Raw genomic sequence first — 25,044 nt, forward strand, 5'->3', positions numbered from 1 at the left:
GCAGAAATAAGAGTTGCTTTAACCTCTGGAAAGAGTCAAAGAGGATACTTCAACAGCTCCCGCTTCCCGCAGCAATTTAGCTGCCTGCCTCAACGTCGTTCCAGTCGTATAAATATCATCAAACAGAAGGATCCTCTTTCCCTTAACATCCGCTTCACCTAACTGAAACACCTGCTCCTGCTGTAATCTTTCCTTCCGTGTCTTTTTAGACTGCTTTTCCGAGTGTGAGCGGGTAAGGAGGGAAGAGGGACGGACCTCTGCTTCTTCCAGCAACGCAGTGGATTGATTGAACCCTCTTTCATATAAACGCTCGTTACTGAGCGGGATGGGGATGACTATATCAAACTCACTTTTTTCAATATAGTTTTTGAGAATGTGTGCAAATGGTTTAGCCAATGCATAGTCTCCTCTATATTTGTATCGAGCTAGATACTCTTTAAGAAAATCATTATATTGATAGAGTGATTCGTTCTGTAGGAGCACCCCTTTCCACTCAGTGTCAGACTCCCACCGGTCGCAATCCAGGCACTGCTCCCCTTTTATTAAGTCAGAAGATAACACTTCCATTGCACGGGAACACCCTGAACAACGCTCTCCCTCTATTACCATCAATTGTTTTTCACACTCAGTACACAGAAACGGGGGGACTCTGTAAAATAATCCCTTCCAGGACGTGACCTCCACAAGTTCATTCCCACAGTACAAGCAGTTACTTACCATCAATCAACCCCCGCTTCACGGCTTCCCTATTCATGCCGTCGATATGAAGGAGCGCTTTGATCATCTCACCGGTACGGCCGAAGTGAAAATAGACGACGTCACCTTTCGGATAGTCCGAACTCCGACCCACTCTCCCTGCAATTTGAACCAGGGCGCTTTCCGTGAAAATCTTTTCTTCTGAGCCGAGCACAGCTACATCGATATTAGGTATAGTGACTCCCCTTTCCAGAATGGTCGTCGTGAGTAATATGGGAATCTCGTTATTTCGCATTTTCATGACTTTTTCTTTTCTATGGGGATCTTCTGCATGCACAGATTCAATGAGAGGATCGATTTCTTGAAAAAGAGGGAGGGCTTTTTCCATGATTTCAACGGTGGGGAAAAAGATCAGGGCTTGTTTTGATTGGTGGAGTCTTGTGCACGTCCATTTTTTCAATCCACGAGGAATCCGGTTTTTCTTAAGGGATTTTTTCCAAAGTCCGCACCATTTAAAGCGTGGCAGGGGAATCGGATGGCGGTGGAAGCGTGCCGGGATTTGGATATAGGATCGCTTCCCTGCCGCGCATTGCTTCTGGGTGTTCCGATCAGGGGTTGCTGTGAGGTAAATAATAGAAGAATCGGGTTTCCGTGCTTTTTCTACTGCCCATTGAAGAGAAGCGTCAAAGGAATACGGAAAAGCATCCACTTCATCGATGATCATCACGTCAAAGGCGTCGTGAAACCGGAACAGCTGGTGTGTGGTGGTCAGAACGAGCTCGCCATAGGTGTTTCTTTCTTCAGACCCTCCGTAAAGTGTGATGATCGTTGTGTCAGGAAAGACCTTTTTGAGACGGGGAGACAATTCAAGAATGACGTCGGTTCTAGGTGCTGCAATACATACCCGCTTGTTTTGTTGAAGAGCTTCATGGATTCCCTCAAAGAGAACCTCAGTCTTCCCTGCCCCGCACACGGCCCATACGAGCAGGTCCTTGCTGTCTTTAACAGCAGTGACCATTTGCTGAGAAGCAACTTTTTGCGCTTCTGAAAGAGTTCCAAGCCAATGAAAAGTCGGTGGCGATTCAGGAACCGGTGCCGGACCACACCATGTCAGAAGCGGTGTGCATTCAGACACCCTGCCCATCATGATGCAATTCCGGCAGTAGGTACAGTTGTTGTGGCATCTTGAACATGAAAAGGAAGCGAACAAATGAGGCTTGTTATTTCCACAACGATTGCACAACCTTTCCTCCACACCTTTTCCATAGGCAATACATCCATTTAAATAATGCTCATGAAAGACTTCAATGGAAATTGGGATTTCATCTAATAGCAGGGATCGGCTGCTAAGAAAGGATTGGAGTTCTGAAGAATAGGTGAAGGATTCATTAAGGGGTCGGGGTGGGATGGAAGATAGATCTGAAATCCGCTGCAAACTGTGGTGCTTCTCTTTCACAAGTAATTCCGGAATCAAACGATTGTCTACAAAAGCAAAACGCAAACACATCACTCCTTTCTTGGATAATGATGTATTCTACACCAGGTTATGAAAATCCTGCCTAATAAAAAGGTGCCAGGCACATAAACATTGTTTTGTGCCTGGCACCGATAGTTCGGAAGTGTACCTGGTACATGATGACCTGATTGTACCTGGTACAGATAGCGCAATTTGTACCAGGTACAACCAATCAAAAACACCCAAACTTTAACGACTCATCTTCCGAGCCCATCCCATCCCCATCGATCCCTCACCTAAATGAGTACCGATTACAGGACCAAAAATGCTGACATTAAATTCAACGTTCGGGTATTTAGCCTGAAGCTCATTCATCCACTCAATCGCCTCTTCTTCGCGATTCGCATGGATGATCGAAGCTTGAAACTCTTCTCCGGAAGACACGGCTTCTTCAAGCAAAGACTCCACCCGCTTCAATGCTTTCTTCTTCGTACGGATTTTTTCAAAAGGAACGATGACTTTATCCACAAAGTGCAGAAGTGGTTTCACCTGCAAAAGGCTTCCGATGATCGCCTGTGCTTGTGATAATCTGCCTCCGCGTTGCAAATGAGCCAGGTCATCAACCATGAAGTATGCCTGTACAGATTGCTTCATTTCATCCAATAACGCAACGATTTCTCCAGCCGTTTTCCCTTGACGACCCAGCTTGGCCGCTTCAATCGCATAGAAGCCCTGAATCATGCAGCTGATCTCGGAATCATACGCATACACTTCAATTCCTTCGACCATTTCCCCAGCTTGAACGGCCCCTTGATACGTACCGCTTATCCCACTCGATAAGTGGATGGAAATGACGGCATCGTAGTTCCGTGAAAGTTTTTCGAATAGCTCGACGAACTTCCCGACAGGGGGTTGAGAAGTCGTTGGTAGCTTTTGCTGGATGCTGACCTCTTCATAAAATTCACTTGCCGTAATATCAACTTCTTCTTGATAAGTTTCTCCTCCCAAAATAACACTGAGAGGAATCATATGTATGTTCAGTTGATCACGCAATTCTTTCGGGATGTAGGCTGTACTATCCGTTACAATTGCCGTTTTCATAGAATTACCATCCTTATTGTTTATTTTTATAGCCCTTGTTACGAGCTTGTTTAGTCTACCTTATGTATCTTTCTCATTTTATATGAAAACAAGTTGGTTTGCATTAGTTTCTAGGGACTTTCAGCTCCACAAAACTAAACAAACGTTTGTTTAAGACCCCGAACCCTAGAGCTATAAGGGATCCAATGTCCTAATCAAACGTTTGTTTAAAGGTCTTACCTCGTACCGACAGGCATGGTTGAGACCAGTTTTTTCGATTTTCTGGAAGACAGGAACACTCCCGCAAAGATAATCAATAAACCTAAAATGAGATTATGAGTCACAGGCTCCCTCAGAAGAACAAATCCCCAAATCATCGCTGTACCCGGAATCAAGTACGTCACCGTCGAAGCAAATTCAGGTCCTCCATTGGTCATGATGTAGAAATAAAGAAGCGTCGCCACTCCAGACCCTAAACAGCCTAACCCTAAAATGCCCAGGATGACCTCGCCTGATAACAACTCGCCAACTGAGATTGGATTCGTCAGCATCATTCCCACAAAACCTACCGCTGACCCAATCAACAACTGGAATGTAGAAATCACAACCACGCTCGTTCCAGCCAGATACTTTTTCGTAAACTGTGAAGCAAACGCGTAGCTCATTGTCGCAAGCACCATCGTCCCTACCCCTACAAAATCAGAAGTGAAAATCCCGCTCACTTCGAAATTCATCAGGACGAGGATTCCTATAAACCCAACGATAATCCCAATCCATTGAAATCCGGTCAATAGGACCGAGAAAAATAAAAATCCCGCAAGTCCAGTCCAAATGGGAGTCGTTGCGTTTAAAATGGAGGCAGTGTTACTGTTGATCTGTGTTTCACTTAACGCGATCAGAGTCCAGGGCAACGCCGCATTACCAATCCCGACAACAAATAACTTCCACATAGGGAGCGATTTCTTCTCTCCTTTTTTCCTTTGTATAAAAAAGATCGGAAGAAGCACAAGAGCACCGGCTAAACAGCGTAAGAATACCGTCCCCCACACACCTACTGGATCCACCAGCCACTTAATAAAAACGAACGACATCCCCCAAATCAAACTTAAGCCAATTAACGCTATATATAATCTGGCCAATTTGCTTCCTCCTCTCCAGATTGTATAATTTAATAGTTAAATAGACGTTATAACATATTTTGTTAGTTCTATCCTATCTTACTTCGCTGGCGATGAAAACATTCTTTTTTCGTATTTTTGACCTATGATCAAGCATTCTTTTCCTATTAGAATAGGTTCATTCGAAGGGGATTCACATCTGCCAACTGAAACCATTTAACTTTCATGGGTTTTCGTCATATAATGGTTGGGTAGGATTTAACTTAGAGAAGACATAAATTACTTTATAGGACTGATATAGAATGTACAATAAGGAAAAAGTGTTTGAAGAATTATCAAAGGTGATGCATTCTGACAATATCAAACGTGACGAATTGTTAAGAGAGCATCTGTATACGAAGTTAGGCGGAAAAGCAGATTTCTTCTTAACGCCAACCACTTATGAAGAAGTGCAAAACATCGTGAAGCTGTCAAATGAAGTGGATGTTCCTTTTACTCTATTAGGAAACGGATCGAATTTGATTGTAAAAGACGGTGGAATTCGCGGGATCGTTCTTCATTTAAAGAACTTCACAGACATCAAAACGACCGATCAACTGATTGTCGCTCAAAGTGGAGCAGCGATCATCGATGTGTCAAGACGTGCGTTAGCTGAAAAATTATCAGGACTTGAATTCGCCTGTGGGATTCCAGGTACCGTTGGTGGCGCTCTATTCATGAACGCCGGGGCTTATGGCGGAGAAATCAAAGATGTTCTGGATTATTGCCATGTCGTCGACCGTGAAGGGAACTTGGTAAAGCGTACAGCTGCAGAATTGGAGCTTGATTACCGTCACAGTAATATTTCTGAAAAAGGCGATATTGTACTGGAAGCAACCTTCAGCTTGAAGCCTGGCGACTACGAAGAGATCAAGGCCATCATGGACGATCTGACAGATAAACGGGAATCCAAGCAGCCACTGGAATATCCATCTTGCGGAAGTGTCTTTAAACGCCCGCCTGGATATTTCGCCGGAAAGCTTATTCAGGATAGTGAGCTTCAAGGAACGAACTTTGGCGGCGCTGAAGTCTCCACGAAGCATGCCGGTTTCATCGTGAATAAAGACAATGCGACAGCCTCGGATTATATTTCACTCATTGAACACGTTCAAAAAACAGTGAAAGAAAAATTTGATGTGGAACTTGAACGGGAAGTACGCATCATCGGTGAAGATCTAGAATAAAAAGTCAGGAATCCTTTGATTCCTGACTTTTTTGCTTTACAGCATCTACAATCCACGTTAAAAATTCAGGACCTCCATCCTGATTCAGATGATTGAACGACTTGGAGTGATAGATGTATCCTCCCTTCTCATTCCCATGTTCGAAATGAAACTCAAGCTCTTTTGATATGTACTGAATTGCGTTCTATGGACGAATGGCAATACCTCTTTTAAACGAAAAAAACAGCCTAAAAGAGTTTTAGACTGAGCAGGGATGATTCGATTTAATTTTTCACGTTATCTTTTTTTGACAATGGGGGCGGGCTTCGTTCTACGAAATTCTCTCAGCTTTATCACTTGGGATTGAGATACTTTCGCATCCAGCTCATAGGCTTCACGAGCTTTAAAATAGAGTAACGACACAGCTAATGCCCTCCTTTATAAAATAATTAGTTTCTTTTTACCCGAAAAATTCTAAATAAAACCAAATCAGAAGAAAAAAACAGACCTTTTTTAACTTTTATAAACCCCTTCCTTTTTCACCTCAAAATGAACGCTTTTTTCAAAAGCTATAATCCCAGAGTATCTTCCATTCTCCTTCTTCCAAGGCAACATAACAGGTTTGACTGATGGTCAGTTCACCGAATTGACTGTCAAAGAATAAATCGACCTCTGCTTTTCTTACATTTTTAAACGTAAGACCTTCCTCATTAAACGTGAACTTTTCTAATTTTTCTATTTTTCCCACTTCCACCTCAAACTCATCTACCACCATATGCCCCATGAATACATGGTTCTTCGTTTGAATATATGATGACTTGGGAAACTTGTTCTGCATTTCCGGATGAAATAATTCCCATGCGTTACCGAAATCACCGGATTGTTCAAACTGATAAAACTCCTTGATGACTTCCTCTGGTGTATCAGGTTCCCGGCTTTCCCCTACTATCATGAATAGGGCCACTACGATCAGAATGGAGGCAATTACTCCAATGACCAGAGGAACCGGGCTTCTTCTTCTCATTGCTCCACCACTCCCTGTCTATAGTAATCTTTATGAGGGACTTGCTGGATGTATGAAAATAAAAGACATTTATGAGAGTGTTTTTTGAGATATCTCCTCTATTTTGTTTGTCAAATAAGTTAAATGCTCATCATTTTCAAGCATTTCAAAGATCAAAATCGATTTTTTAATATAAAGTAAGGCTTGTTCGTAATTCTCTTCCAACTCAAAATTATACCCAATATGATAATGCAGCTGTCCTAAACCGTACAAATGCTCTTCTTCAATACACCATTTTATCGCTTCCTTACAATACTTTATGGAGTCCTTGTAATTTCCTAATCGTGTTAAGACCCTTGCAATATTGTATAGCAAGCGTGTTTTAATTGATTTATCATTTAGTTGCCCGGTAGTATTTATAGCTCCTCTGACTTCCTCATAGTAATCAAGAGCTTCTTGATATTTTTCCATACCAAAATAGAAGGCACCAAAAGCAAGAAGAATCTCCATCTCCCTTTCTGACAATGCTTTCTTACTATTTGCTGTCAGGGAAAATGCTTTTTCCAGTAGTGGAAAAGCATCCTCCCAGTTATGCTCAACCTCAAATTTATAGATTCCTTTATGCCAATAAAGAAGCTGAAGATTAGCCTCTTCTTTAAAGAGTGGGTTGTTTTCTTCTGCAGCCACCATCTCCATCATTTCTGTATATCTGTGCTTGATTCTTAATTTACGCAATTGACGCTCAACCTCTTTTATGTAATCAAGACGGGGAGTCGTCCCAATTTCAAAGAAATAGTTAACATCCACTCCGAGTTTCTTTGAAATTTGATAGAGAGAAGTAGCGCTTGGATAAATGTCTCCTTTTTCAATTCGACTGATGAGAGCTTGGGTACAAATCCCGTCTGCTAATTCACCTTGAGTCAATCCAACTACTTTTCTTAGCTCTTTAATTTTTTTCCCAATAACAGAATAATCCACAGTCTCACCACCCAGAAAATATTAATATATTTATATTTTAACAGAAAACAAGCAATTTTTTTAGGGAAATCCTCACACCTGTCCTCTCAAGCCCGTAGAGCGACAATACATACATTTTAAATCTATGTTTTAATAAACCTAACGACAAATTACAATACCTTTGGACGGCACTTCTCCTTGTGGGAAGTGCTCTTTTTTTGAGGGACGGACCTCGCATTCAATTGACTATACGCAAAGGGTGCCAGGCACACAATAGAGGTTCCATGCCTGGGAGCCATTTCACAATATTAATATTTTAATAAATATAAAGATAACAGAGATATTCATAAGAAATGCCTCTATATATCAGCCAAAATCGTGCCACAACGACAATACATGCGTTCACAATCTGTGCTTTAATATACATACGACAAATTACAATACCTTTGGACAGCACTTCTCCTTGTGGGAAGTGCTCTTTTTTTTGAGGGACGGACCTTGCATTCTAATGATGATACATGAATGGTGCCAGGCACAAAAAAGAGGTTCTGTGCCTGGCACCCCATTTCACCAATATTAATATTTTAATAAATATAAAGATAACAGAGATATTCATAAGAAATGCCTCTATATATCAACTAAAATCGTGCCACAACGACAATACATGCGTTCACAATCTGTGGTTTAATATACCTAACGACAAATTACAATACCTTTGGACGGCACTTCTCCTTGTGGGAAGTGCTCTTTTTTTAGGGACGGACCTCTACTCGCTTTCATATATTTCTAGTGGAAGTCCATCGGGATCCTCAAAGAAAGTGAAACGTTTATGAGTATATGGATCTAGTCTTATTTCTTCTGTTTCAATATCCTTTTCATTTAAACGTCTTACACTCTCCTCAATATCCTCTACTTCAAATGCTAAATGGCGTAACCCTTGAGCTTCCGGATAACTTGGGCGGACCGGTGCGTCAGGGAATGAAAATAGTTCGATGATGTATTCTCCATTTAGCGCTAAATCCAGTTTGTATGAGTCTCTTTCTTCCCTGTAGATTTCTTGTTTTATTTCAAAACCAAGTTTGTTGACATAAAAGTCTTTTGAAAGATGGTAATCTAAGCAGATGATTGCGATGTGGTGGATTTTTTTAAAATTCATGGTCATGGGCCACAGGCACCTCCCGTTTTTTGTCGAAAAAAAAGAAGCAGCCAAAAGACTGCTCCTCTCAATTCTTTCTTATTTCATCGCATCCGTCAACACAGGTACGATCTGCTTCTTACGTGATACAACGCCTTTTAATAGGGCTGTATTGTTTTGAAGTGTTACATTGAATGCTTTTTCCACTTCCGCAGTTTTGCTTCCAAGAGCCAATGCCGTTGAGTCATTTTCCAGAATGTCAGTCACAACAAGTAAGAAAAGATCCAATCCTTTTTCTTTGATCATTGTTTCCATCGCAGCTTCCACTTCCGCTTGACGTCCGAATACGTCATTCACATCGACAACGTTGATTTGAGCCACTTCCACCTTCGCGTTGCCCATTGAGAATTCTTTCGCATCAAGGGTTACAAGCTCCGCCACGGATTTCGTGCTCATGTTCGCACCGGCTTTTAACATGTCCAATCCGTACACTTGAGCATCAACACCAGCGATTTCAGCCAGTTCATTCGCTGCTGCTACGTCTTCATCAGTACAGGTTGGAGATTTAAATAATAGAGAATCTGAGATGATCGCTGAAAGCATTAATCCAGCCATTTCCTTCGTTACCTCTACTCCTTTTTCCTTGTAAATCTTGTTTAAGATCGTTGCCGTACAACCAACCGGCTCTGCACGGTAGTATAAAGGGTCTGCCGTTTCGAAGTTGGCGATTCGGTGATGGTCGATGACTTCAAGAACACGTACTTCTTCGATGTCTTCTGCGCTTTGCTGGCGCTCATTATGGTCAACAAGGATAACCGTGTCGGTTTCACCGGCAACCTTTTCAACCAAACGAGGTGCGTCAACGTTAAAGTAGTCAAGGGCATATTGGGTTTCACCGTTGACTTCACCTAAACGTACAGGCTCAACGTCCATCCCGATTTTTGTCTTCAAATCAGCATATACGAGTGCAGACGTGATCGTATCTGTATCTGGATTTTTGTGTCCGAAAATAAGTGTTTTACTCATCATCATTCTCCTAACTCTATGTAATAGTCATCATTGATTTCTCTCTTTACATTTTCTTATATTACCATATTTAATAGCAAAACCGTATCCGTTGGGGAAGATTTTTTCCAGTGATTATGAAGGCAGCATTCCCAAATTCTTTGTTATACTCGGGTGAAAAGGAGGTTACAAATAACTTGGATCAGATTTTACAAGCCGTTAGAGAGTTGCAAGGGCAGATGACTCGATTTGAAAACAACATGAATGAACGCATGACGAAATTAGAAACCCGTATGGTCAAGCTTGAATCCAGAATGACCGTCCTCGAAGAAAATCAACAAGACACCCAGGATAACATCACGATTCTGATAAAAGAAAACTGGGATCACAAAAAGGAACTTCATAAAGTAAAACGACGAGTGGGAATGGAGCAATAACCAAAACTTTTCACTCCCACTCTTTCCTCTTAGATAAACTTCAGCATTAACCACCAATCACATACCTGACCACTTTTCATTCAATCTCCCTCATTAATTCCTTCCCTATTTCATCTTTGTATTCTTTATACATAGGAGCCAGCTTCTTCATCCACTCTTCTTTTTCCGAATTCAACAGAATGTGAATATCCAAATCAGTATTTCTCTTTAATTCACGCATATGGTCATCATTGATTTCTATGGAATGCCGGCGGATCCATTCAGTCGTTTGCTTCATCGCTTCTTCAATTTCCACCCGGTATTCTTCAGGCAAGTCCTCCCAAAATTCTTCGTTCATTAATACAACATAGCCTAAATAAGTATGATTGCTGACAGTAAGGTAGGATTGATGGTCATAAAGCTTCTTGGAGTAAATATTCGAAATGGTATTTTCCTGTCCATCTATAAATCCTACTTCTAAGTTCTCGTATGTTTTATTAAAAGGCAGGTGACTTACGGCAGCCCCCATCCTTTGATATTGATCTTTTATCACCTCACCCGGCATTGTACGGAAGTGGAGCCGATTGAAATCACCCGGCCTGATCAAGGGTCGCTGACTATTGGTGATTTGTTTAAATCCGTTATACCAAAAGGTAATCCCCTTCACGTTTTCTTGTTTTTCTACCTTTTTAAGTAATATATCTCCTATATTCCCCTCAAATGCCCGTTGAACATCTTCATAACTATTAAACGCAAAGGGTAAGTCGAACACACTATACTCAGGAACATAAGCAGAGACTTTAGACGTGGCAGGGATAATCATTTGAACATTATTATTTTCAAGGGCATTCCATTCACTAATATCCGAATAGAGCGAGCCGTTTGGGTAGATTTCAACCTTCACTTTTCCCTTGGTATTCTTTTCTACTAGTGCTTTAAAACGCCTGATTGCTTTTCCTTTCGGTGTGTTTTCGGAAACAACATGACTGACTTTAATGACGATGCCATCTTTCAGCTTTTCTTGATCGTCATCATATTCCGAGGTAAAGCCGGTCTGAGATTGAAATCCAACAAAATAGGCTGTAGCAATTCCTGTTAAAATAAACAACCCTATAAAGAAAAATGTTTTCATTATGGGACCTCCCCTCTCTCCGTTCTATTAAAAATGGTACAATAACTTTGAATGAAGAGGAAGGAATATTCAGAATGAATCGAAAACAAATGCCCATCCGTTGGAAAATGACGATATTATCCTTTGGTGTAGTCCTGTTTGCGCTAATCATTGGATTTATTATATTTGTAGGAAAAGCGATTGAAATGAAGAAAGAAGAGTTAGGAAACCAGGCACTTATTACAGCTAGAACAGTAGCGAATCTTCCAACTGTACAAAGCCATCTCGAGGATTCCGGAGGATGGGGTGAAATCCAGCCCATTGTAGAAAATATCAGGACTGTAAATGGCTCTGACTATATCGTCGTCCTCAATATGAACCGGATCCGTTACTCACACCCGTCTGATGAGCAGCTTGGGATCATTTCTGCCGGAAAGGATGAAGGTCCTGCTTTTGCCGAGCATAGTTATGTGACGACAGCTAAGGGGGAAATCGGTACGGCGGTCAGGGGGTTCGTTCCGATCATGAACGATCAGCACCAACAAATAGGTGTGGTCATTGTAGGCATCCTGCTCCCTTCTACACTCGATATAATAAGGAATCTCCAAAATGAACTCATCATTATAGGTGCCATCACTCTCCTGTTCGGCATCATTGGTTCTTGGTTACTGGCAAGACAAATAAAGAAAGATACCTTTCACCTGGAACCTCATGAAATTGGAAAACTTCTGGTGGAAAGGACCGCTACTTTTCAAGCCATGAATGAAGGGATCATTGCCATTGATAATCAAAAAAGGATCACCGTCTTTAATGAGAAAGCCAAAGATATATTGGTGTTAAATGGAGATCCAACCGGAAAATCCATTCAAGAGGTACTTCCTTCTTCAAAATTACCGGACGTGTTACACAAGAAGGAACCGATTTATCATGAGGAAATGAGATTAGAGAATAAGATCGTATTAAGCTCCAGGGTTCCTATTCTGGTAAACGGGGACATTGTCGGAGCCGTCGCCGTGTTTCAGGATCGAACGGAGATGACTCAACTGGCAGAAGAGCTGACTGGAGTGAAAGAATTCGTTGAGGCATTGAGGGTCCAAAATCACGAACACCAGAATAAATTACATACCGTTGCCGGTCTGATTCAATTAGAAGAAGGAGAGAAAGCTCTCGATTATATCTTTCTATCCTCTCAAGAAGAGGAAAATCTCACCACCTCCCTGACACGGCAGATCAAGCTTGATAGTTTGACAGGATTACTATTAGGCAAGATCAGGAGAGGAAATGAAATGGGGATAGAAGTAAAGATCGATCCCGATAGCTATCTATCATTCCTTCCCCCTCTTCTGGATGAACATGATTTTGTCATTATCTTAGGTAACCTGATTGAAAATAGCTTTTATGCCCTAAAAGATTCTGAAGAATATACCAAGGTCATTCATGTCTATTTAAAAGAAGATCTGGACACTTTTCATATTGAAATAGAAGATAATGGAGCAGGAATGACGAAAGAACAGCTTCCCCACTTATTTCAAAAAGGATACACTACCAAAGGAAAAAATGGCTCAGGAATCGGACTCTACTTGATTCATAGCATTATAGAGAAAGCAGATGGTCATATTAAAGTGGAGTCAACCCCTGGTGAAGGGACGTTATTCCAACTTACTTTTCCAATGAATGGAGGGAACAATCATGAAGGAACCGATTAACGTATTACTTATTGAAGACGATCCCATGGTTCAGGAAGTCAATCGAATGTTCATAGAACGTGTACCGGGCTTTACAGTGTGTGCCATTGCGGGAAATGGACAGGAAGGTGCGGAGAAGGTTTCTTTCTATCAGCCTGACCTTGTCCTTCTGGATAACTTTATGCCTAAACAAAATGGTCTTGAAACCTTACAAGCTTTCCGGCAGCAGGATACAGACGTGGATGTAATTGTCATATCTGCTGCACAGGATAAAGAAACCATCAAGATGATGATGAGATTAGGAGTATTCGATTACATCATTAAGCCTTTCAAGTTTGAACGATTGAAACAAGCTCTTGAGAAATACCAAATGTTCAAACACCGAATGACAGGAGAGGGACCCGTGGGACAGCAGGAATTAGATCAGCTTCAGGGTGTTCCCTCCCCCATTGAACCACAGGAAAAGAAAGAAGAATTACCAAAAGGATTGAACCAGCAAACGTTACAGCAGATCATTCAATTTATAAAAGACCAAAAAAGCCCCTTATCAGCAGAAGAAACCGCTGAAGGAATCGGCATCGCCCGTGTAACAGCCCGAAGATATTTAGACTATTTACAGAAATCAGGCCAGGTTCAAATCACGATCGAGTACGGTGGAATTGGGCGTCCAATCAATCGATATCAATGGCAGTAAATAAGAATGAGGCGAAAGGTGGATGCCTCATTCTTTTTTATTCTCCTCAATCGCACTCCCAGACCAAAAAGACCAAAACGTCCTTTAAGTTCTAAATATTCTCATTTTAATATGTAAGCGTTACCATATTTAATAGGTAACGTAAAGGAGGACGAAACGATGAAAAAATTAAAATGGATTTCGATGGTAGCCATCATTTCATTATTATTGGCGGCATGTGGCAGTGATGGTGCAAGCGGAGACGATTCAAGCAGTGGCGATGACTCTTCCAGCCAATCAATCGTATTTGGGACAGGTGGAACGTCCGGTGCTTATTATGCGATTGGCGGATCACTTAAACCAATTTTCGAGGAAAGTGATTCGATCGGGAATGTAACAGTAGAATCGACAGGAGCTTCTGTAGCCAATATCCAGAACATTACAGACGGTCTAAATCAAATGGCGATTGTCATGAGTGATGTTGCTTATGATGCAGTAGAAGGAAAAGGACAGTTCGAAGGCAATAAAGTAGAGGTTCAGGCGCTTGCGGGCATGTACCAAAACGTTGTACAGGTAGTCGCTATGTCTGATAGCGGAATTAAGAGTATTGAAGATTTAAAGGGTAAGAAAGTGGGAGTCGGCCAGGTAGGTTCCGGCGTGGAACAGAGCGCTAAGAAAGTATTGGAAGCGGCCGGCTTAACGTATGATGACCTTGAAAAAGTCACTCACACAGGGTACGCGGATTCAGTACAGGAAATGAAAAATGGCACACTTGACGCTGCATTTTTCACTTCAGGTGTACCGAACAGCAATATTACAGACCTTATGCAGCAAAATGATGTATCGTTTGTTGAAATCAAAGGAGATCTTGCTGATAAGCTAATGGAGAAATATCCGTTCTATAAAACATTTACGATTGAGTCAGGAGACGAGGCAAAATATAATCTGGATTCAAAAGTTGAAACCGTCGGGATTCAAAATATGCTGATTGTATCGAAGGATGTAAGTGAAGACACAGTATACGACTTAACAAAACGTTATTACGACTACTTAGGAACAGACGCAGTTGCGGTTGCACCGCTTAAAGAAGTCAACCGGGATGAAATGGCGAAGGGTCTCATAACTCCCCTGCACCCGGGAGCGAAGAAGTTTTATGAAGAAAAAGGATTACTGGAATAATAGAGAAAGGGCATCAATCCTGGTGCCCTTTTCATTCTATCTATGAGAAAAAGATTTCTGGGCGCCTCTGCCCTTCTCCTTCTTACCCTTCTCGCCATTGTCCCGATGAACACGATCATCTTATCCTATGAGAATAAAAATATAGTCGTGCAGCCTGTTTTCAACCAAAAGGAAGTATCCATCCGCTGGACACATTCTGTTGAAAAAGAAGATTGGGAAGAATTTTTTCACATTAAAGATACTACCATCACCTTGACCTCCACCCGTTTCAAAACGTTTGGTGCCGGTGTTCCGGACCATGCAGGCGAAGACACATATATTAAAGACGGATGGGTGTATATGACGAATATCCATCAATCGATTGGAGACTCATTGCGCTTCCAGACAGGTAAGAATACGAATCATCGAATTTCATTCAATGAACGAACTCTAGTACTCGATTCTCAGCGGTCCTACCAATTATCGGTGAGGTCCGTCCCTATGTATCAACTGATTTATATGATTGTTAATGATTAAGCGAGGTGACTCATGATGAGAAAACAAAAGAACACATCTGTGGAAGAGTTGGATCGGGAGGGAAATACGAGAAGCCAGTTCCCCAAGGTGATCGGTTTATTTATTTTAGTAGTGGCAGCCGGGATTGCACTCTTCCACTTATACACGTCTTATGCAGGTGCATTAGTCGATGTAAAGCAGCGAAGCATCCACTTATATGGCTTAATGGCGATTGGATTTATCCTGTACCCTATTATTAGTAAAAAGAAAGGCCACCCTGTTCCATTTTATGACTATATCTTAAGCGGGTTGTCCTTATTCGTTGGTATTTATCTGTTATTCAGTGCGGAGCGCATCATTAAAATGGGGGGACAAATCAACGATACCGATTTCATCGTCGGGATACTCGTCATTGTCCTTCTTCTCGAACTGACAAGGCGTGTGACCGGATGGGGCTTGACCCTTCTTGCCCTTGGATTTTTAATCTATGGTCTCTATGTAAAGCTGGCCATCTATCCGGAATTGAATTCTCAAATCACATTGACTGTGACAAAGAAAATGATTTCCCAGCTTGTTTACATTACGGAGGGGATCCTTGGTACAGCGATCGGCGTCTCGGCAAGCTACATCATTCTCTTTATCTTGTTTGGAGCATTCCTTAGCCGCTCCGGCATGGGGAAATTATTCAATGACCTTGCACTGGCAGTCGCTGGTCATACAAAAGGCGGGCCTGCTAAAGTTGCCGTTATCGCCAGTGGATTTCTCGGTTCCATTAATGGTTCGGCTGTTGCCAATGTCGTGACAACAGGGGCTTTCACCATTCCATTGATGAAAAAAATCGGCTATAAGAAAGAATTTGCAGGAGCGGTTGAATCAGCGGCAAGTGTCGGTGGGCAGATCCTCCCTCCCATCATGGGTGCAGCCGCCTTCATTATGGCAGAGAATCTGAATATTCCTTATACCAAAGTGATCTTGGCAGGTATCATCCCAGCACTGCTATTCTACATCGGTATCCTGCTTCAGGTGCACTTTAGAGCTTCCAAACGCGGATTGCATGGGGTACCGAAATCAGAACTTCCATCCGTGAAAGCCGTTTTGGCCGAACGGGGACATTTGATCATCCCGATGGTGATTCTCCTGTACTTATTATTCTCAGGAAAAACACCGTTCTACGCTGCGTTCTGGTCGATTTTGGCAACGATTATCATTTCTGGTTCGAAGCAGGTCCTGGCGTTATCAGCCCTTCTCGGAGTATTTTTCATTTTCCAACCACAGGTCAATGGCATCCTTTCAGGAGAAGGCATCCCTCCCCTCAAAAACGGATGGTGGGAACTCCTGTTGATTGTGGTAATTCCATTAGTCATCAATCTCGTTAGGAAAACCAAAAACCTGGAAGCCGAAGAAATAGGCTTAAAGGATTGCGTACAAGCATTGGAAGAAGGAGCGAAAACGACGATTCCGGTTGCAGTCGCCTGTGGTGCTGTTGGAATCGTCGTCGGAATTGCTTCACTCACTGGAGTTGCACTGGAGCTCGCAAACAGTATTGTCGGTATTGGTGAAATGATTGACAGCCCGCTCCTTCAGCTCGTTATTACATTACTGCTGACAATGGTCACTTCCATCGTGCTGGGAATGGGCTTACCAAGTATCCCAACCTATATCATCACGAGTACGATGGCAGCACCTATCCTTTTACAGCTGCCATTGTTCCGTGAATTGGCCGGATCGACGGAAACGGCCGTGTTTGTTGCTCACATGTTCGTGTTCTACTTTGGAATCTTTGCGAATATCACCCCGCCTGTCGCCCTGGCAGCGTTTGCCGGAGCAGGCATCAGTGGCGGTGACCCGACTAAGACCGGATTCCAGGCGATGAGACTTGCGATTGCAGGGTTTATCGTGCCGTTTATGTTTGTGTTTTCCCATGAAATGCTGATGGTTGATGCATCTGTTACGAGTATTCTTGTCCTGACCGTTACATCTGTTATCGGAGTGTTCCTGTTGTCGGTTTCCATCGAGGGTTTTTTCAAGAAGAAAATCCCTGTCAGTATGCGCTTGATAAGTGCAGTAGCCGCTTTTCTCCTGATCTATCCTGGCTGGATGACGGATATCATTGGCTTCACCGTCTTCGTCTTTGTTCTGTTTTGGAATTACCAAGGAAAGGGTAAACCGATGAATAAGGAGATCAATATTCCCAATTAAACGAGGTGGATTTTAATGGATTTTGGCTTAAAAAATAAAGCAGTGATTGTCACTGCTTCCAGTAAAGGATTAGGAAAAGCAACGGCACTCGAGCTTGCAAAAGAAGGGGCTCACGTGCTTATTTCCAGCCGAAATGAACAAGAGCTTAGATCTACTGCAAAAGAAATCATTGAACTGTCCGGGAATCACCAAGTCTATTTTGCAACATGTGACATGACGAAACCAGGAGACATTCAAGCACTCGTTGAAACAGCGGTAAATAAACTTGGAGGAGTCGACATTCTCGTCAACAACACAGGAGGTCCACCTGCAGGGGGCTTCCAGCAATTCGATGATGAAGACTGGCAATATGCCTTTGAGCTTAACCTGCTCAGCTATATCCGGACCATCAGAGAGGTTATTCCCCATATGAAAAAGAATAAGGGCGGACGGATCGTCAATATCGCTTCTTCCTCCACGAAGCAGGCAATTGATGGTCTGATTCTATCCAACACCTTCAGAACAGGTATCGTCGGCTTATCGAAGAGCTTATCAAGGGAACTGGCCCAGGATCATATTCTTATCAACACGGTGGGTCCAGGTAGAATCGCAACAGAACGAGTGGCTCAGTTGGATCAATTAAACGCAGATAAACAAAATGTTTCTCATGAGGAATTTAAGAAGCAAAGTGAAAAAGCGATTCCGATGGGAAGGTACGGCGAGCCTGAAGAATTTGCCCGGGCCATTACCTTCTTAGTTTCAGACGCCAACACTTATTTAACCGGTCAATCCCTCGTCGTTGATGGCGGATTGGTTACCGCACTATAAAAAAGCAAAGCCCCAATGGCTATTACCATTGGGGCTTTGCTTATTCTGTTTATACCGTAACTTTCCCACCGTTAGGCTCGCAACCCATCCGTATGATCATCTCAATCGTCTCATTCGACATATCCAAATGGGACACCCCGGTACCTTTCATCAGGTCTTGAGTATTGCGATCATCAAACGTCAACGCCCCTGCCAGATACACCTTGAACACATCAATCAAGGTATTAAGCTTTACTTCCTCTTCATCTAACTCATACTCACCCGTGTTTTCAACGACCGATAAGTTCTCAAATTGAAGAGCTTCTTTTAACATCTTCAAAAGCTCGATGTTCTCAGGAGGATTCGGATTCGTAATATGATAGATTTTGTTCGCTTGGGCTTTTTCTGGAGCCAGGCTTAGAATGTCCGCAACATAATCCACTGGAACAAGATTGGAAGTACCGTTTTTCGCAGCAACCAGTCTGTAGGTCCGCTCTTCTCCCTTGCGCCTTGCCGTCTTACGCTTGAACACCCCGAGAGCACGCATGAATCCGTACAGTGTGAATTGAGAGTCCGCTTCCCCCGTTTTAGAATCTCCTACAATAATAGCCGGGCGGAAAATGGACACATCCATTTTGTCTCGATAAGAAAAAACAAGATGCTCCGATTTCACTTTGCTCTCCTCATATGGATTATGGAACTCTCCATTTGTTGGATAGAGCTCTTCAATCCCTTTATTCAGCTTCCCGACCGTGTAAGCCGTACTCACATAATAAAACTTCTTCACTTCTAGAAGTGAAGCCAATTCAAGGATATGCTTGGTCCCATCGTAATTAGCAGCAAACAATTCATCACGCAATTCCAAATCAAACTTTACCAGGGCAGCGAGGTGATAAACCGCATCAATTTTTCCCGTTAACCATTCAAGGTCATCCCTGCTCAGGCCGGCATTGGGAATGGTAATGTCCCCTTGAAATATGTGAATTCTCTTTTGCTCATCCGCTTCAAAGGAATCTCTTAATCTTTCAGCCTTCTCTACATTTCTCACTAAAATATAGACTTCGTTCACTTTATTTTGTAAAAGGTTCTTGATGAGCCTTCCACCAAGGAAACCTGTCGATCCCGTTAAAAATAAATTCAAATTGATCACTCCTGTTGAATTTCAACCTCAAGGGCTATTTTGTCTATCATAGCACATATTGAAAGCGGAATCGTTGTGAATGAGAGAGTTGGAACATGATGTCAAAATGCGGAGCTTTAATAGAAAAAAAACGGTGAGACTATGCCTGCTCACCGTTTTTGATTCATTTTCTTTCAACTTCACCAGCTATCATAAAATCTCTTCGTCACTTCTACCGTATGCGTACTACCTCCCGCATCTTCTACATCTTCAAGAAGCATGGCAAGGAGCATCGTCGGGTCATTTTGATCATAGGATACAAATAATCCATTTTCAGTCCCGGTTGTCCCCTGTTCAGATTTGATTTCTGCCGTACCGGTTTTACCGGCGATTGCTTTCCCTTTTACACTCGCTTTTCCGGCAATTCCTTCCGTGACAACTTTTCGCAAATCTGTTTTCAGCATGTCAGCTTGTTCTTTCGTCAGTAAGTTTTCCTTCCAAACCTCATGTTCTTCATCCATTAGAAGCCTCGGTTTCATCATTTTTCCATCATTGATGATGCCGCCATAGGCGCTGGCAAGATGTACGATACTCATGAGAACTTCACCTTGACCAAAGGCTGAATCGGCCAGTTGGACCTCTTTGGAGATTGTTCCGTCATTTGAAATCTGTGATTTGTAAATCGGATAGGAAGATGGGATCTCCTCACCAAAACCAAAGTCTTTCAAACCGGCGATAAAGGTTTCTGCCCCCATCTCCAACCCGACTCTTGCGAAATAAATATTATCCGAGAATTTCAACGCACTTTCTAAGTCAACCTTACTGTCATTGTCAAATACACGGACGACCTTGTAATTTCCCCAAGAATCATCCTTTTGCCACTTCTTCCCCTTAATATCATAGATTTTATTTGGATCTAACTTTCCGGATTTCAATCCAACGGAAGCGGTGATCCCCTTCATGGTTGAACCGGGAGAATAAGCAATAGGGAAACGATTACGGAATGGCTTTTTCGGGTCATCCGCAAGTTTCTTATACTTCTCAGAAGATATTCCCAGTACAAGCTCATTTGGATTATAAGCAGGTGTGCTGACAAGGGCCAGTGCTTCACCTGTTTGCGGATTAAGAGCGGCAGCTGTTCCTGTTTCACTCTTCATCTGTTCATAAAGCTTCTTTTGCATTTCGGCATCGATGGTCAAGGTGATGTTTTTGCCATCTTCCACCGGTTGTTCTGCAACGGTGACTACTTCTTCAGATTCTTCTTTTTTTAAATAAATCCGCTGTCCATCTTTTCCTCGCAACTGATCTTCATATACTTCTTCAGCACCGCTGAGACCCATTAATGACTGAGCTGTATAGCCTTCACCTTTTAGTTTCTCCAGCTTTTCTGCAGTCAGCTTTCCAATATATCCGGTCAGGTGGGCGGCAGCTTCTCCGTATGGGTATTCTCTTGCAGGCACCCGCTTAGAGTACAGACCGCCTAATTCTATAACTTCCAGAGCTAAAGGTCGCTCAGTAAGGGCGATCTTTTTAATCGGCACAAAAAATTCCGGTTTCACCCAGCTCTGATCAAGCTTACCCTGTATGGATTCCGCTGACATATCGAGCAGGGATGAAAGCTTCTTTAAGTCACTCTCGTTAAACTCTTTCGGTACGATCCCCAGTTCAAATGCTTCTCCATTCATCGCAAGGGGCTGTTGATTCCTGTCAAGTATATCTCCACGCTTGGCGGTAATACTTTCTACGCCTACTTTATCTCCCTTTTCCAATTCCGGCAGGATAAAAGAAGGCTCCCATTCTACAAACCAATTTTCATCTTCACCCTGTTTTTCTTTTGTTAAAGTGATTTCTTTATCATAGGAAACCTGACCAGCCAAAGTATTGAACGAAATAGTCAAAGGAAATCCCGCTTTTGTTTCTTTGTCCCAGTCCACTTCTTTTTCCGGCTTTTCAAAAGATACCTTTACATCCTTCACTTCTAAATCTTCATAGATGTCCTTGTATCTCGTGACGAAATCTGCTTTTTTGAACGAATCTTGAGTGGAAGTGTTTAGATACCCGTCAAACATATGATCGAACTTTTCTTTATTCCAAAGATCGACGTATTCCTGCAAGCGATCATCAGGCTTAGGCTTTTCTTGACATCCGGCGACCAACAGGCTAGCAACTAAGAGACAAAACAGCATGACTTTTCTATACATATGTACTGACAACCCCTATATTAGACTTTTCATCTCACTTCTAATTCTTTCAAAAATAACAAATTTTTTCAAATTTAATGTATCTATATGCTTGTATCTCTCGGTTATGATGATGACCTGAAAGGGGAGCGAAATTTGTCGTATATTGATAAGTGGCAGATATATCAGATTTTTGGCAGATAAAATGAAAATATGGAAGATATATTTTCAAATATGGCACGTAAATCCGAAATACGGCAGATAAATCTCAAATACGGCCCATAACACTCCGGAAAAGCCGATTATGCGCACCTCTCCCCCTCCAAAAAACCAAAATCCACCACTTTTTCCTCACAATCCCCAGCTTTTCTCCACCATACATAATGCATTTCTTTAAAAATTTGTTATAATAGTACATCGTAAGAGTAATAAGGAACAGAATCCTAAGATTATATCTTGCAAATATATATCGATAGGTGGAAATAAACATGAAAAATTATCGAGTACTACTGTATTACAACTATGTAGCCATTGAGAATCCCGAGGAGGTTACGGCCCAGCATAAGCAATTGTGCGAGGAGCTTGGCCTTATGGGACGCATCCTGATTTCATCTGAAGGAATCAACGGAACATGTTCCGGTACGATTGAACAGACAGATGCATATATGGAAGCGATGAGAAAGGATCCTCACTTCTCCGACACAGTGTTTAAGATCGACGAAGCAGACGGTCATGCCTTCAAGAAATTGAAAGTTAAGCACCGTCCAGAGTTAGTGACACTTCGTCTTGAAGATGATGTGAATCCGAATGAACTCACAGGTAAATACCTTGAACCAAAAGATTTCTTTGAACAAATCCAGCAGGAAGATACGATTCTTCTTGATGCACGTAATGACTATGAATATGAATTGGGACACTTCAGAGGAGCCGTGAAGCCGGATATCAAAAACTTCCGTGATCTTCCGAATTGGGTCCGTGATAATAAAGATAAACTGGAAGGCAAGAAAATCATCACGTATTGTACAGGTGGTATCCGTTGTGAAAAATTCTCAGGCTGGTTAGTGAAAGAAGGCTTTGAGGATGTGGCTCAGCTTCACGGTGGAATCGTCACCTATGGCCAGGACCCTGAAGTTAAAGGTCAGCTATGGGACGGTCAGCTTTACGTATTCGATGAGCGTATCGGTGTTCCTGTAAACCAGACAGAGCATGTCGTTGTCGGGAAAGACTTCTACACAGGTGAACCTTGTGAACGCTACGTAAACTGTGCGCACCCGCCTTGTAACCGAAAAATCCTTTGCTCTGAAGAAAACGAGCATAAATATATGAGAAGCTGCTCAGATGAGTGCCGCAAGAGCCCTGAAAACCGCTATATTAAAGAGCATGGTTTGACGGAGGAAGAAGTGGCAGAGCGTTTGGCAGTGATTGAGAATGAAAAGGAAACAGCAACAATCTAATTAATACTAAAAAAGAACCGTCTGCAATGAGCCGGTTCTTTTTTAGTATTTATCGCTTCTCTCTCTTCTGACTCTCCATATACTTCTTTTCTTCCTTAGTCGACAGCAATCCTGTTGCTCTTCCGATATTCCCGTTTCTCATTCTCCAAACGGCATTATGATCGCTGACTGCATCTGAAAAGTCTCCTTCTTTCCAGCTTACTAAGATTTCGTTGTAGGTATGTTCATGCTTATATTTGTTAATCTCTAATTGTGAAAGCAAGTAATCGATTCGTTCATCGGTGATTTTAAAGTACGACCATTTTTCATCTGCCTCAACCTTTTGATGACTCATCGCGTGTATGTATTGTTGGATCAGATCTTCACTTAGCGGCGTCTTTACTTTTTCCCCGAATGGGTTTTCCTTCCCCGTTTTGGTTTGTGGTGCAGTGGTTTCCACACCAGCGGTAGAGACTACGTCAGTCTGGGTTGTATCTTCATTGGTGCTGGTATTGTTTAAACTGCCTACGGCGATATACACTCCGATGGCCGTTAAGAGCAGGACGCTTCCCACTATAATGATAAATGATTTTTTTCGTAGCACGATGATACTCCCCCTGTATGCTATGGAATCTGTGTTTTTTCTGTAGTACTTCCTTCTATATATTAGGCTAAATGTCCTGCAAGGATCTGTAAACGAATTGTAATACTACCATATTTTTCTTTGATACTAAAGAGATAGTCGCTAAGTTGGTTGTATTCCCCATCTAACTTCTATATAATTACTCAATGTTTGTAAATTGATTTCCAGTCTACATAAAGGGAGTTTTGATAGATTTGAAGAATCAGACGTGGTTGTCCGTTCAATTCTTTACGATTTTTTTCACTTGGGGAATTTTCATACCTTATTGGACAGCGTGGCTGGTGGAAAGTAAGGACTTTTCCATTTCGGCTGCAAGTACGGTGATTGCAGTTGGGATGATTGCGCGGTCGTTTTCGAGCTTTTTCTTATTTCCAAAATTGAGTCAGACGGTTGCATTGGGACGACTTGCTCGTTGGCTGGTATTGATTTCCGGGGCTTCATTGCTGCTGTTCCTGCCTATGAATTCGTTTGGGATGATTTTGGTTTGCATGGTGTTATTCAGCCTTGTTTATCCGATGCTGCTTCCCATGGTTGAGAGCATGGCGGCTGTGATGATGAAGGAAGATGGCATCGATTATGGCCGGAGCCGTTCGTGGGGATCAATTGGATATACGGTTGCGCTGCTTGCGGTTGGATTTTTGACGTCACTTTTTACCGAGGGTGCCGTGATTTATCTGTTATTCGGTGGGATTGTGGTGATATTACTGTCTTCTCTTGCGAAGCTGCCTCAGTCCATGAGCGGGACCCGTGGTCAGGAGAAGCTTTCGTATCGCGGATTGCTGAAATCCCGTAAGTTTGTCTGGGCAATGGTGATTGTCGTGTTGATTCAGGGTGCTCATGCTTCTTACTATAATTATGGTGTCCTTTATTTAAAGGAATTAGATGTAAGTTCTTTATATATAGGTGTTATTTTAAATGTTGCCGTTCTATCTGAAATTCTGTTCTTTACGTTTTCAGATCGGTTATTAAAAGGCAAGAGCATTTCCATTATGTTTATGATTGCAGCAGGGGCTGCTGTGACGCGTTGGACTTTGTTGTTCCTGTTCCCCAGCACCCCTGTGTTCATCTTTACCCAAATCTTTCACTCTCTAACCTTCGGATTGACACATTATGCATTTATGCGATTGATTTATGAAGAATTGGAGAGCAAAGACATCCCGGCTGCCCAGGGAGTGTATACGTCGTTGGGTATGGGATTGAGTACCGCGATTCTGACGTTTATCGGTGGATTCCTGTATGATATCTCGCCTGGTTCTGCGTTTCTTGGAATGGCTGTGGTAGTAGTTCCATGCGTGGTTCTTGGTGGATGGATGTATTGGAAGTATGATCGAGTGGCGGATGGTGTGTTTAGTTATAAATAGAGTTTGTTGGGAGGCCGTTCAGGATGTGGATTCTGGGCGGTTTTTTTATGTGAAGATGTTGGTGTACACGGTGGATTTGGTGGAGCCCTCCGTTTTGAGGTTGAGGGATTG

At 42.3% G+C, this 25,044-nt stretch carries 23 protein-coding genes; 10 read left to right on the top strand and 13 right to left on the bottom strand.

What is annotated here, in order from left to right; all coding sequences use genetic code 11:
* Positions 1 to 18: 18 nt before the first annotated feature.
* The 4 genes from AAEM60_RS20405 to AAEM60_RS20420 form a co-directional block, all read right to left on the bottom strand.
* Entirely contained in the window at positions 19 to 567 is a 549-nt protein-coding gene (locus AAEM60_RS20405; protein ID WP_341356997.1) for a ComF family protein, read from the bottom strand.
* Positions 568 to 709: 142 nt separating this feature from the next.
* Positions 710 to 2,203, bottom strand: coding sequence for a DEAD/DEAH box helicase (locus AAEM60_RS20410; protein ID WP_341356998.1), 1,494 nt, complete (start codon positions 2,201 to 2,203; stop codon positions 710 to 712).
* Between the two features lie 198 nt (positions 2,204 to 2,401).
* Complete coding sequence (locus AAEM60_RS20415; protein WP_299743036.1) at positions 2,402 to 3,253, bottom strand: DegV family protein; 852 nt, start codon at positions 3,251 to 3,253, stop codon at positions 2,402 to 2,404.
* A gap of 215 nt (positions 3,254 to 3,468) precedes the next feature.
* Positions 3,469 to 4,371, bottom strand: a complete 903-nt coding sequence (locus AAEM60_RS20420; protein WP_299743033.1) for a DMT family transporter — start codon at positions 4,369 to 4,371, stop codon at positions 3,469 to 3,471.
* 281 nt (positions 4,372 to 4,652) lie between these two features.
* Between AAEM60_RS20420 and murB the strand changes: the two genes are divergently transcribed.
* On the top strand, positions 4,653 to 5,573 hold the full coding sequence (murB, locus tag AAEM60_RS20425; protein WP_299743030.1) for a UDP-N-acetylmuramate dehydrogenase: 921 nt from the start codon (positions 4,653 to 4,655) through the stop codon (positions 5,571 to 5,573).
* Positions 5,574 to 5,849: 276 nt separating this feature from the next.
* Here murB and AAEM60_RS20430 read toward each other — a convergent pair whose 3' ends face one another.
* The 5 genes from AAEM60_RS20430 to AAEM60_RS20450 form a co-directional block, all read right to left on the bottom strand.
* On the bottom strand, positions 5,850 to 5,975 hold the full coding sequence (locus AAEM60_RS20430) for a hypothetical protein (protein ID WP_299743027.1): 126 nt from the start codon (positions 5,973 to 5,975) through the stop codon (positions 5,850 to 5,852).
* Between the two features lie 139 nt (positions 5,976 to 6,114).
* Complete coding sequence (locus tag AAEM60_RS20435; protein WP_299743025.1) at positions 6,115 to 6,576, bottom strand: hypothetical protein; 462 nt, start codon at positions 6,574 to 6,576, stop codon at positions 6,115 to 6,117.
* A gap of 69 nt (positions 6,577 to 6,645) precedes the next feature.
* Positions 6,646 to 7,533 carry a tetratricopeptide repeat protein gene (locus tag AAEM60_RS20440; protein WP_299743022.1) on the bottom strand — a complete coding sequence of 296 codons (888 nt, stop codon included), beginning with the start codon at positions 7,531 to 7,533 and terminating at the stop codon, positions 6,646 to 6,648.
* A 745-nt stretch (positions 7,534 to 8,278) separates the two neighbouring features.
* Positions 8,279 to 8,668, bottom strand: a complete 390-nt coding sequence (locus tag AAEM60_RS20445; RefSeq protein ID WP_299743966.1) for a VOC family protein — start codon at positions 8,666 to 8,668, stop codon at positions 8,279 to 8,281.
* Positions 8,669 to 8,746: 78 nt separating this feature from the next.
* Positions 8,747 to 9,673, bottom strand: a complete 927-nt coding sequence (locus AAEM60_RS20450) for a manganese-dependent inorganic pyrophosphatase (protein ID WP_299743020.1) — start codon at positions 9,671 to 9,673, stop codon at positions 8,747 to 8,749.
* Between the two features lie 176 nt (positions 9,674 to 9,849).
* Between AAEM60_RS20450 and AAEM60_RS20455 the strand changes: the two genes are divergently transcribed.
* Entirely contained in the window at positions 9,850 to 10,089 is a 240-nt protein-coding gene (locus tag AAEM60_RS20455; RefSeq protein WP_299743018.1) for a hypothetical protein, read from the top strand.
* A 76-nt stretch (positions 10,090 to 10,165) separates the two neighbouring features.
* Here the strand turns inward: AAEM60_RS20455 and AAEM60_RS20460 are convergent, their stop codons facing one another.
* A complete protein-coding gene (locus tag AAEM60_RS20460; RefSeq protein ID WP_299743015.1) occupies positions 10,166 to 11,200 on the bottom strand; it encodes a DctP family TRAP transporter solute-binding subunit in 1,035 nt (344 codons plus the stop codon).
* 74 nt (positions 11,201 to 11,274) lie between these two features.
* On the opposite strand from AAEM60_RS20460, the gene AAEM60_RS20465 reads away from it, so the two are divergent.
* The 6 genes from AAEM60_RS20465 (at position 11,275) to AAEM60_RS20490 (ending at position 18,217) form a co-directional block, all read left to right on the top strand.
* Positions 11,275 to 12,885: a sensor histidine kinase gene (locus AAEM60_RS20465; protein WP_299743012.1), complete on the top strand. Its 1,611-nt coding sequence runs from the start codon at positions 11,275 to 11,277 to the stop codon at positions 12,883 to 12,885.
* Positions 12,869 to 13,558 carry a response regulator gene (locus tag AAEM60_RS20470; protein ID WP_299743009.1) on the top strand — a complete coding sequence of 230 codons (690 nt, stop codon included), beginning with the start codon at positions 12,869 to 12,871 and terminating at the stop codon, positions 13,556 to 13,558. The genes AAEM60_RS20465 and AAEM60_RS20470 overlap by 17 nt, the downstream gene beginning before the upstream one ends.
* Before the next feature lie 159 nt (positions 13,559 to 13,717).
* A complete protein-coding gene (locus AAEM60_RS20475; protein WP_299743007.1) occupies positions 13,718 to 14,716 on the top strand; it encodes a TAXI family TRAP transporter solute-binding subunit in 999 nt (332 codons plus the stop codon).
* A gap of 42 nt (positions 14,717 to 14,758) precedes the next feature.
* Positions 14,759 to 15,232: a DUF1850 domain-containing protein gene (locus AAEM60_RS20480; protein WP_299743004.1), complete on the top strand. Its 474-nt coding sequence runs from the start codon at positions 14,759 to 14,761 to the stop codon at positions 15,230 to 15,232.
* A 12-nt stretch (positions 15,233 to 15,244) separates the two neighbouring features.
* Positions 15,245 to 17,410 carry a TRAP transporter permease gene (locus AAEM60_RS20485; protein ID WP_299743002.1) on the top strand — a complete coding sequence of 722 codons (2,166 nt, stop codon included), beginning with the start codon at positions 15,245 to 15,247 and terminating at the stop codon, positions 17,408 to 17,410.
* Positions 17,411 to 17,425: 15 nt separating this feature from the next.
* Positions 17,426 to 18,217 (top strand): SDR family oxidoreductase, encoded by a 792-nt coding sequence (locus tag AAEM60_RS20490; protein ID WP_299742999.1) that lies wholly within the window; start codon positions 17,426 to 17,428, stop codon positions 18,215 to 18,217.
* 49 nt (positions 18,218 to 18,266) lie between these two features.
* On the opposite strand, the gene AAEM60_RS20495 is transcribed toward AAEM60_RS20490, so the two are convergent.
* Together AAEM60_RS20495 and AAEM60_RS20500 are read right to left on the bottom strand one after the other, a co-directional pair.
* On the bottom strand, positions 18,267 to 19,337 hold the full coding sequence (locus AAEM60_RS20495; RefSeq protein WP_299742997.1) for an SDR family oxidoreductase: 1,071 nt from the start codon (positions 19,335 to 19,337) through the stop codon (positions 18,267 to 18,269).
* A 179-nt stretch (positions 19,338 to 19,516) separates the two neighbouring features.
* A complete protein-coding gene (locus AAEM60_RS20500; protein ID WP_299742995.1) occupies positions 19,517 to 21,517 on the bottom strand; it encodes a penicillin-binding transpeptidase domain-containing protein in 2,001 nt (666 codons plus the stop codon).
* A gap of 467 nt (positions 21,518 to 21,984) precedes the next feature.
* Here AAEM60_RS20500 and AAEM60_RS20505 point away from each other — a divergent pair, with 467 nt between their 5' ends.
* On the top strand, positions 21,985 to 22,950 hold the full coding sequence (locus AAEM60_RS20505; RefSeq protein WP_299742992.1) for a rhodanese-related sulfurtransferase: 966 nt from the start codon (positions 21,985 to 21,987) through the stop codon (positions 22,948 to 22,950).
* A gap of 49 nt (positions 22,951 to 22,999) precedes the next feature.
* Here AAEM60_RS20505 and AAEM60_RS20510 read toward each other — a convergent pair whose 3' ends face one another.
* The gene (locus AAEM60_RS20510) at positions 23,000 to 23,533 is read right to left on the bottom strand and encodes a DUF6241 domain-containing protein (protein WP_299742989.1); all 534 of its coding nucleotides are present in this window, start codon (positions 23,531 to 23,533) and stop codon (positions 23,000 to 23,002) included.
* A 233-nt stretch (positions 23,534 to 23,766) separates the two neighbouring features.
* On the opposite strand from AAEM60_RS20510, the gene AAEM60_RS20515 reads away from it, so the two are divergent.
* Positions 23,767 to 24,933: a 3-phenylpropionate MFS transporter gene (locus AAEM60_RS20515; RefSeq protein ID WP_299742986.1), complete on the top strand. Its 1,167-nt coding sequence runs from the start codon at positions 23,767 to 23,769 to the stop codon at positions 24,931 to 24,933.
* Positions 24,934 to 25,044 lie beyond the last annotated feature (111 nt).

It is taken from the genome of Rossellomorea sp. y25 (assembly GCF_038049935.1).
In the GTDB taxonomy this organism is placed as follows: Bacteria; Bacillota; Bacilli; order Bacillales; family Bacillaceae_B; genus Rossellomorea.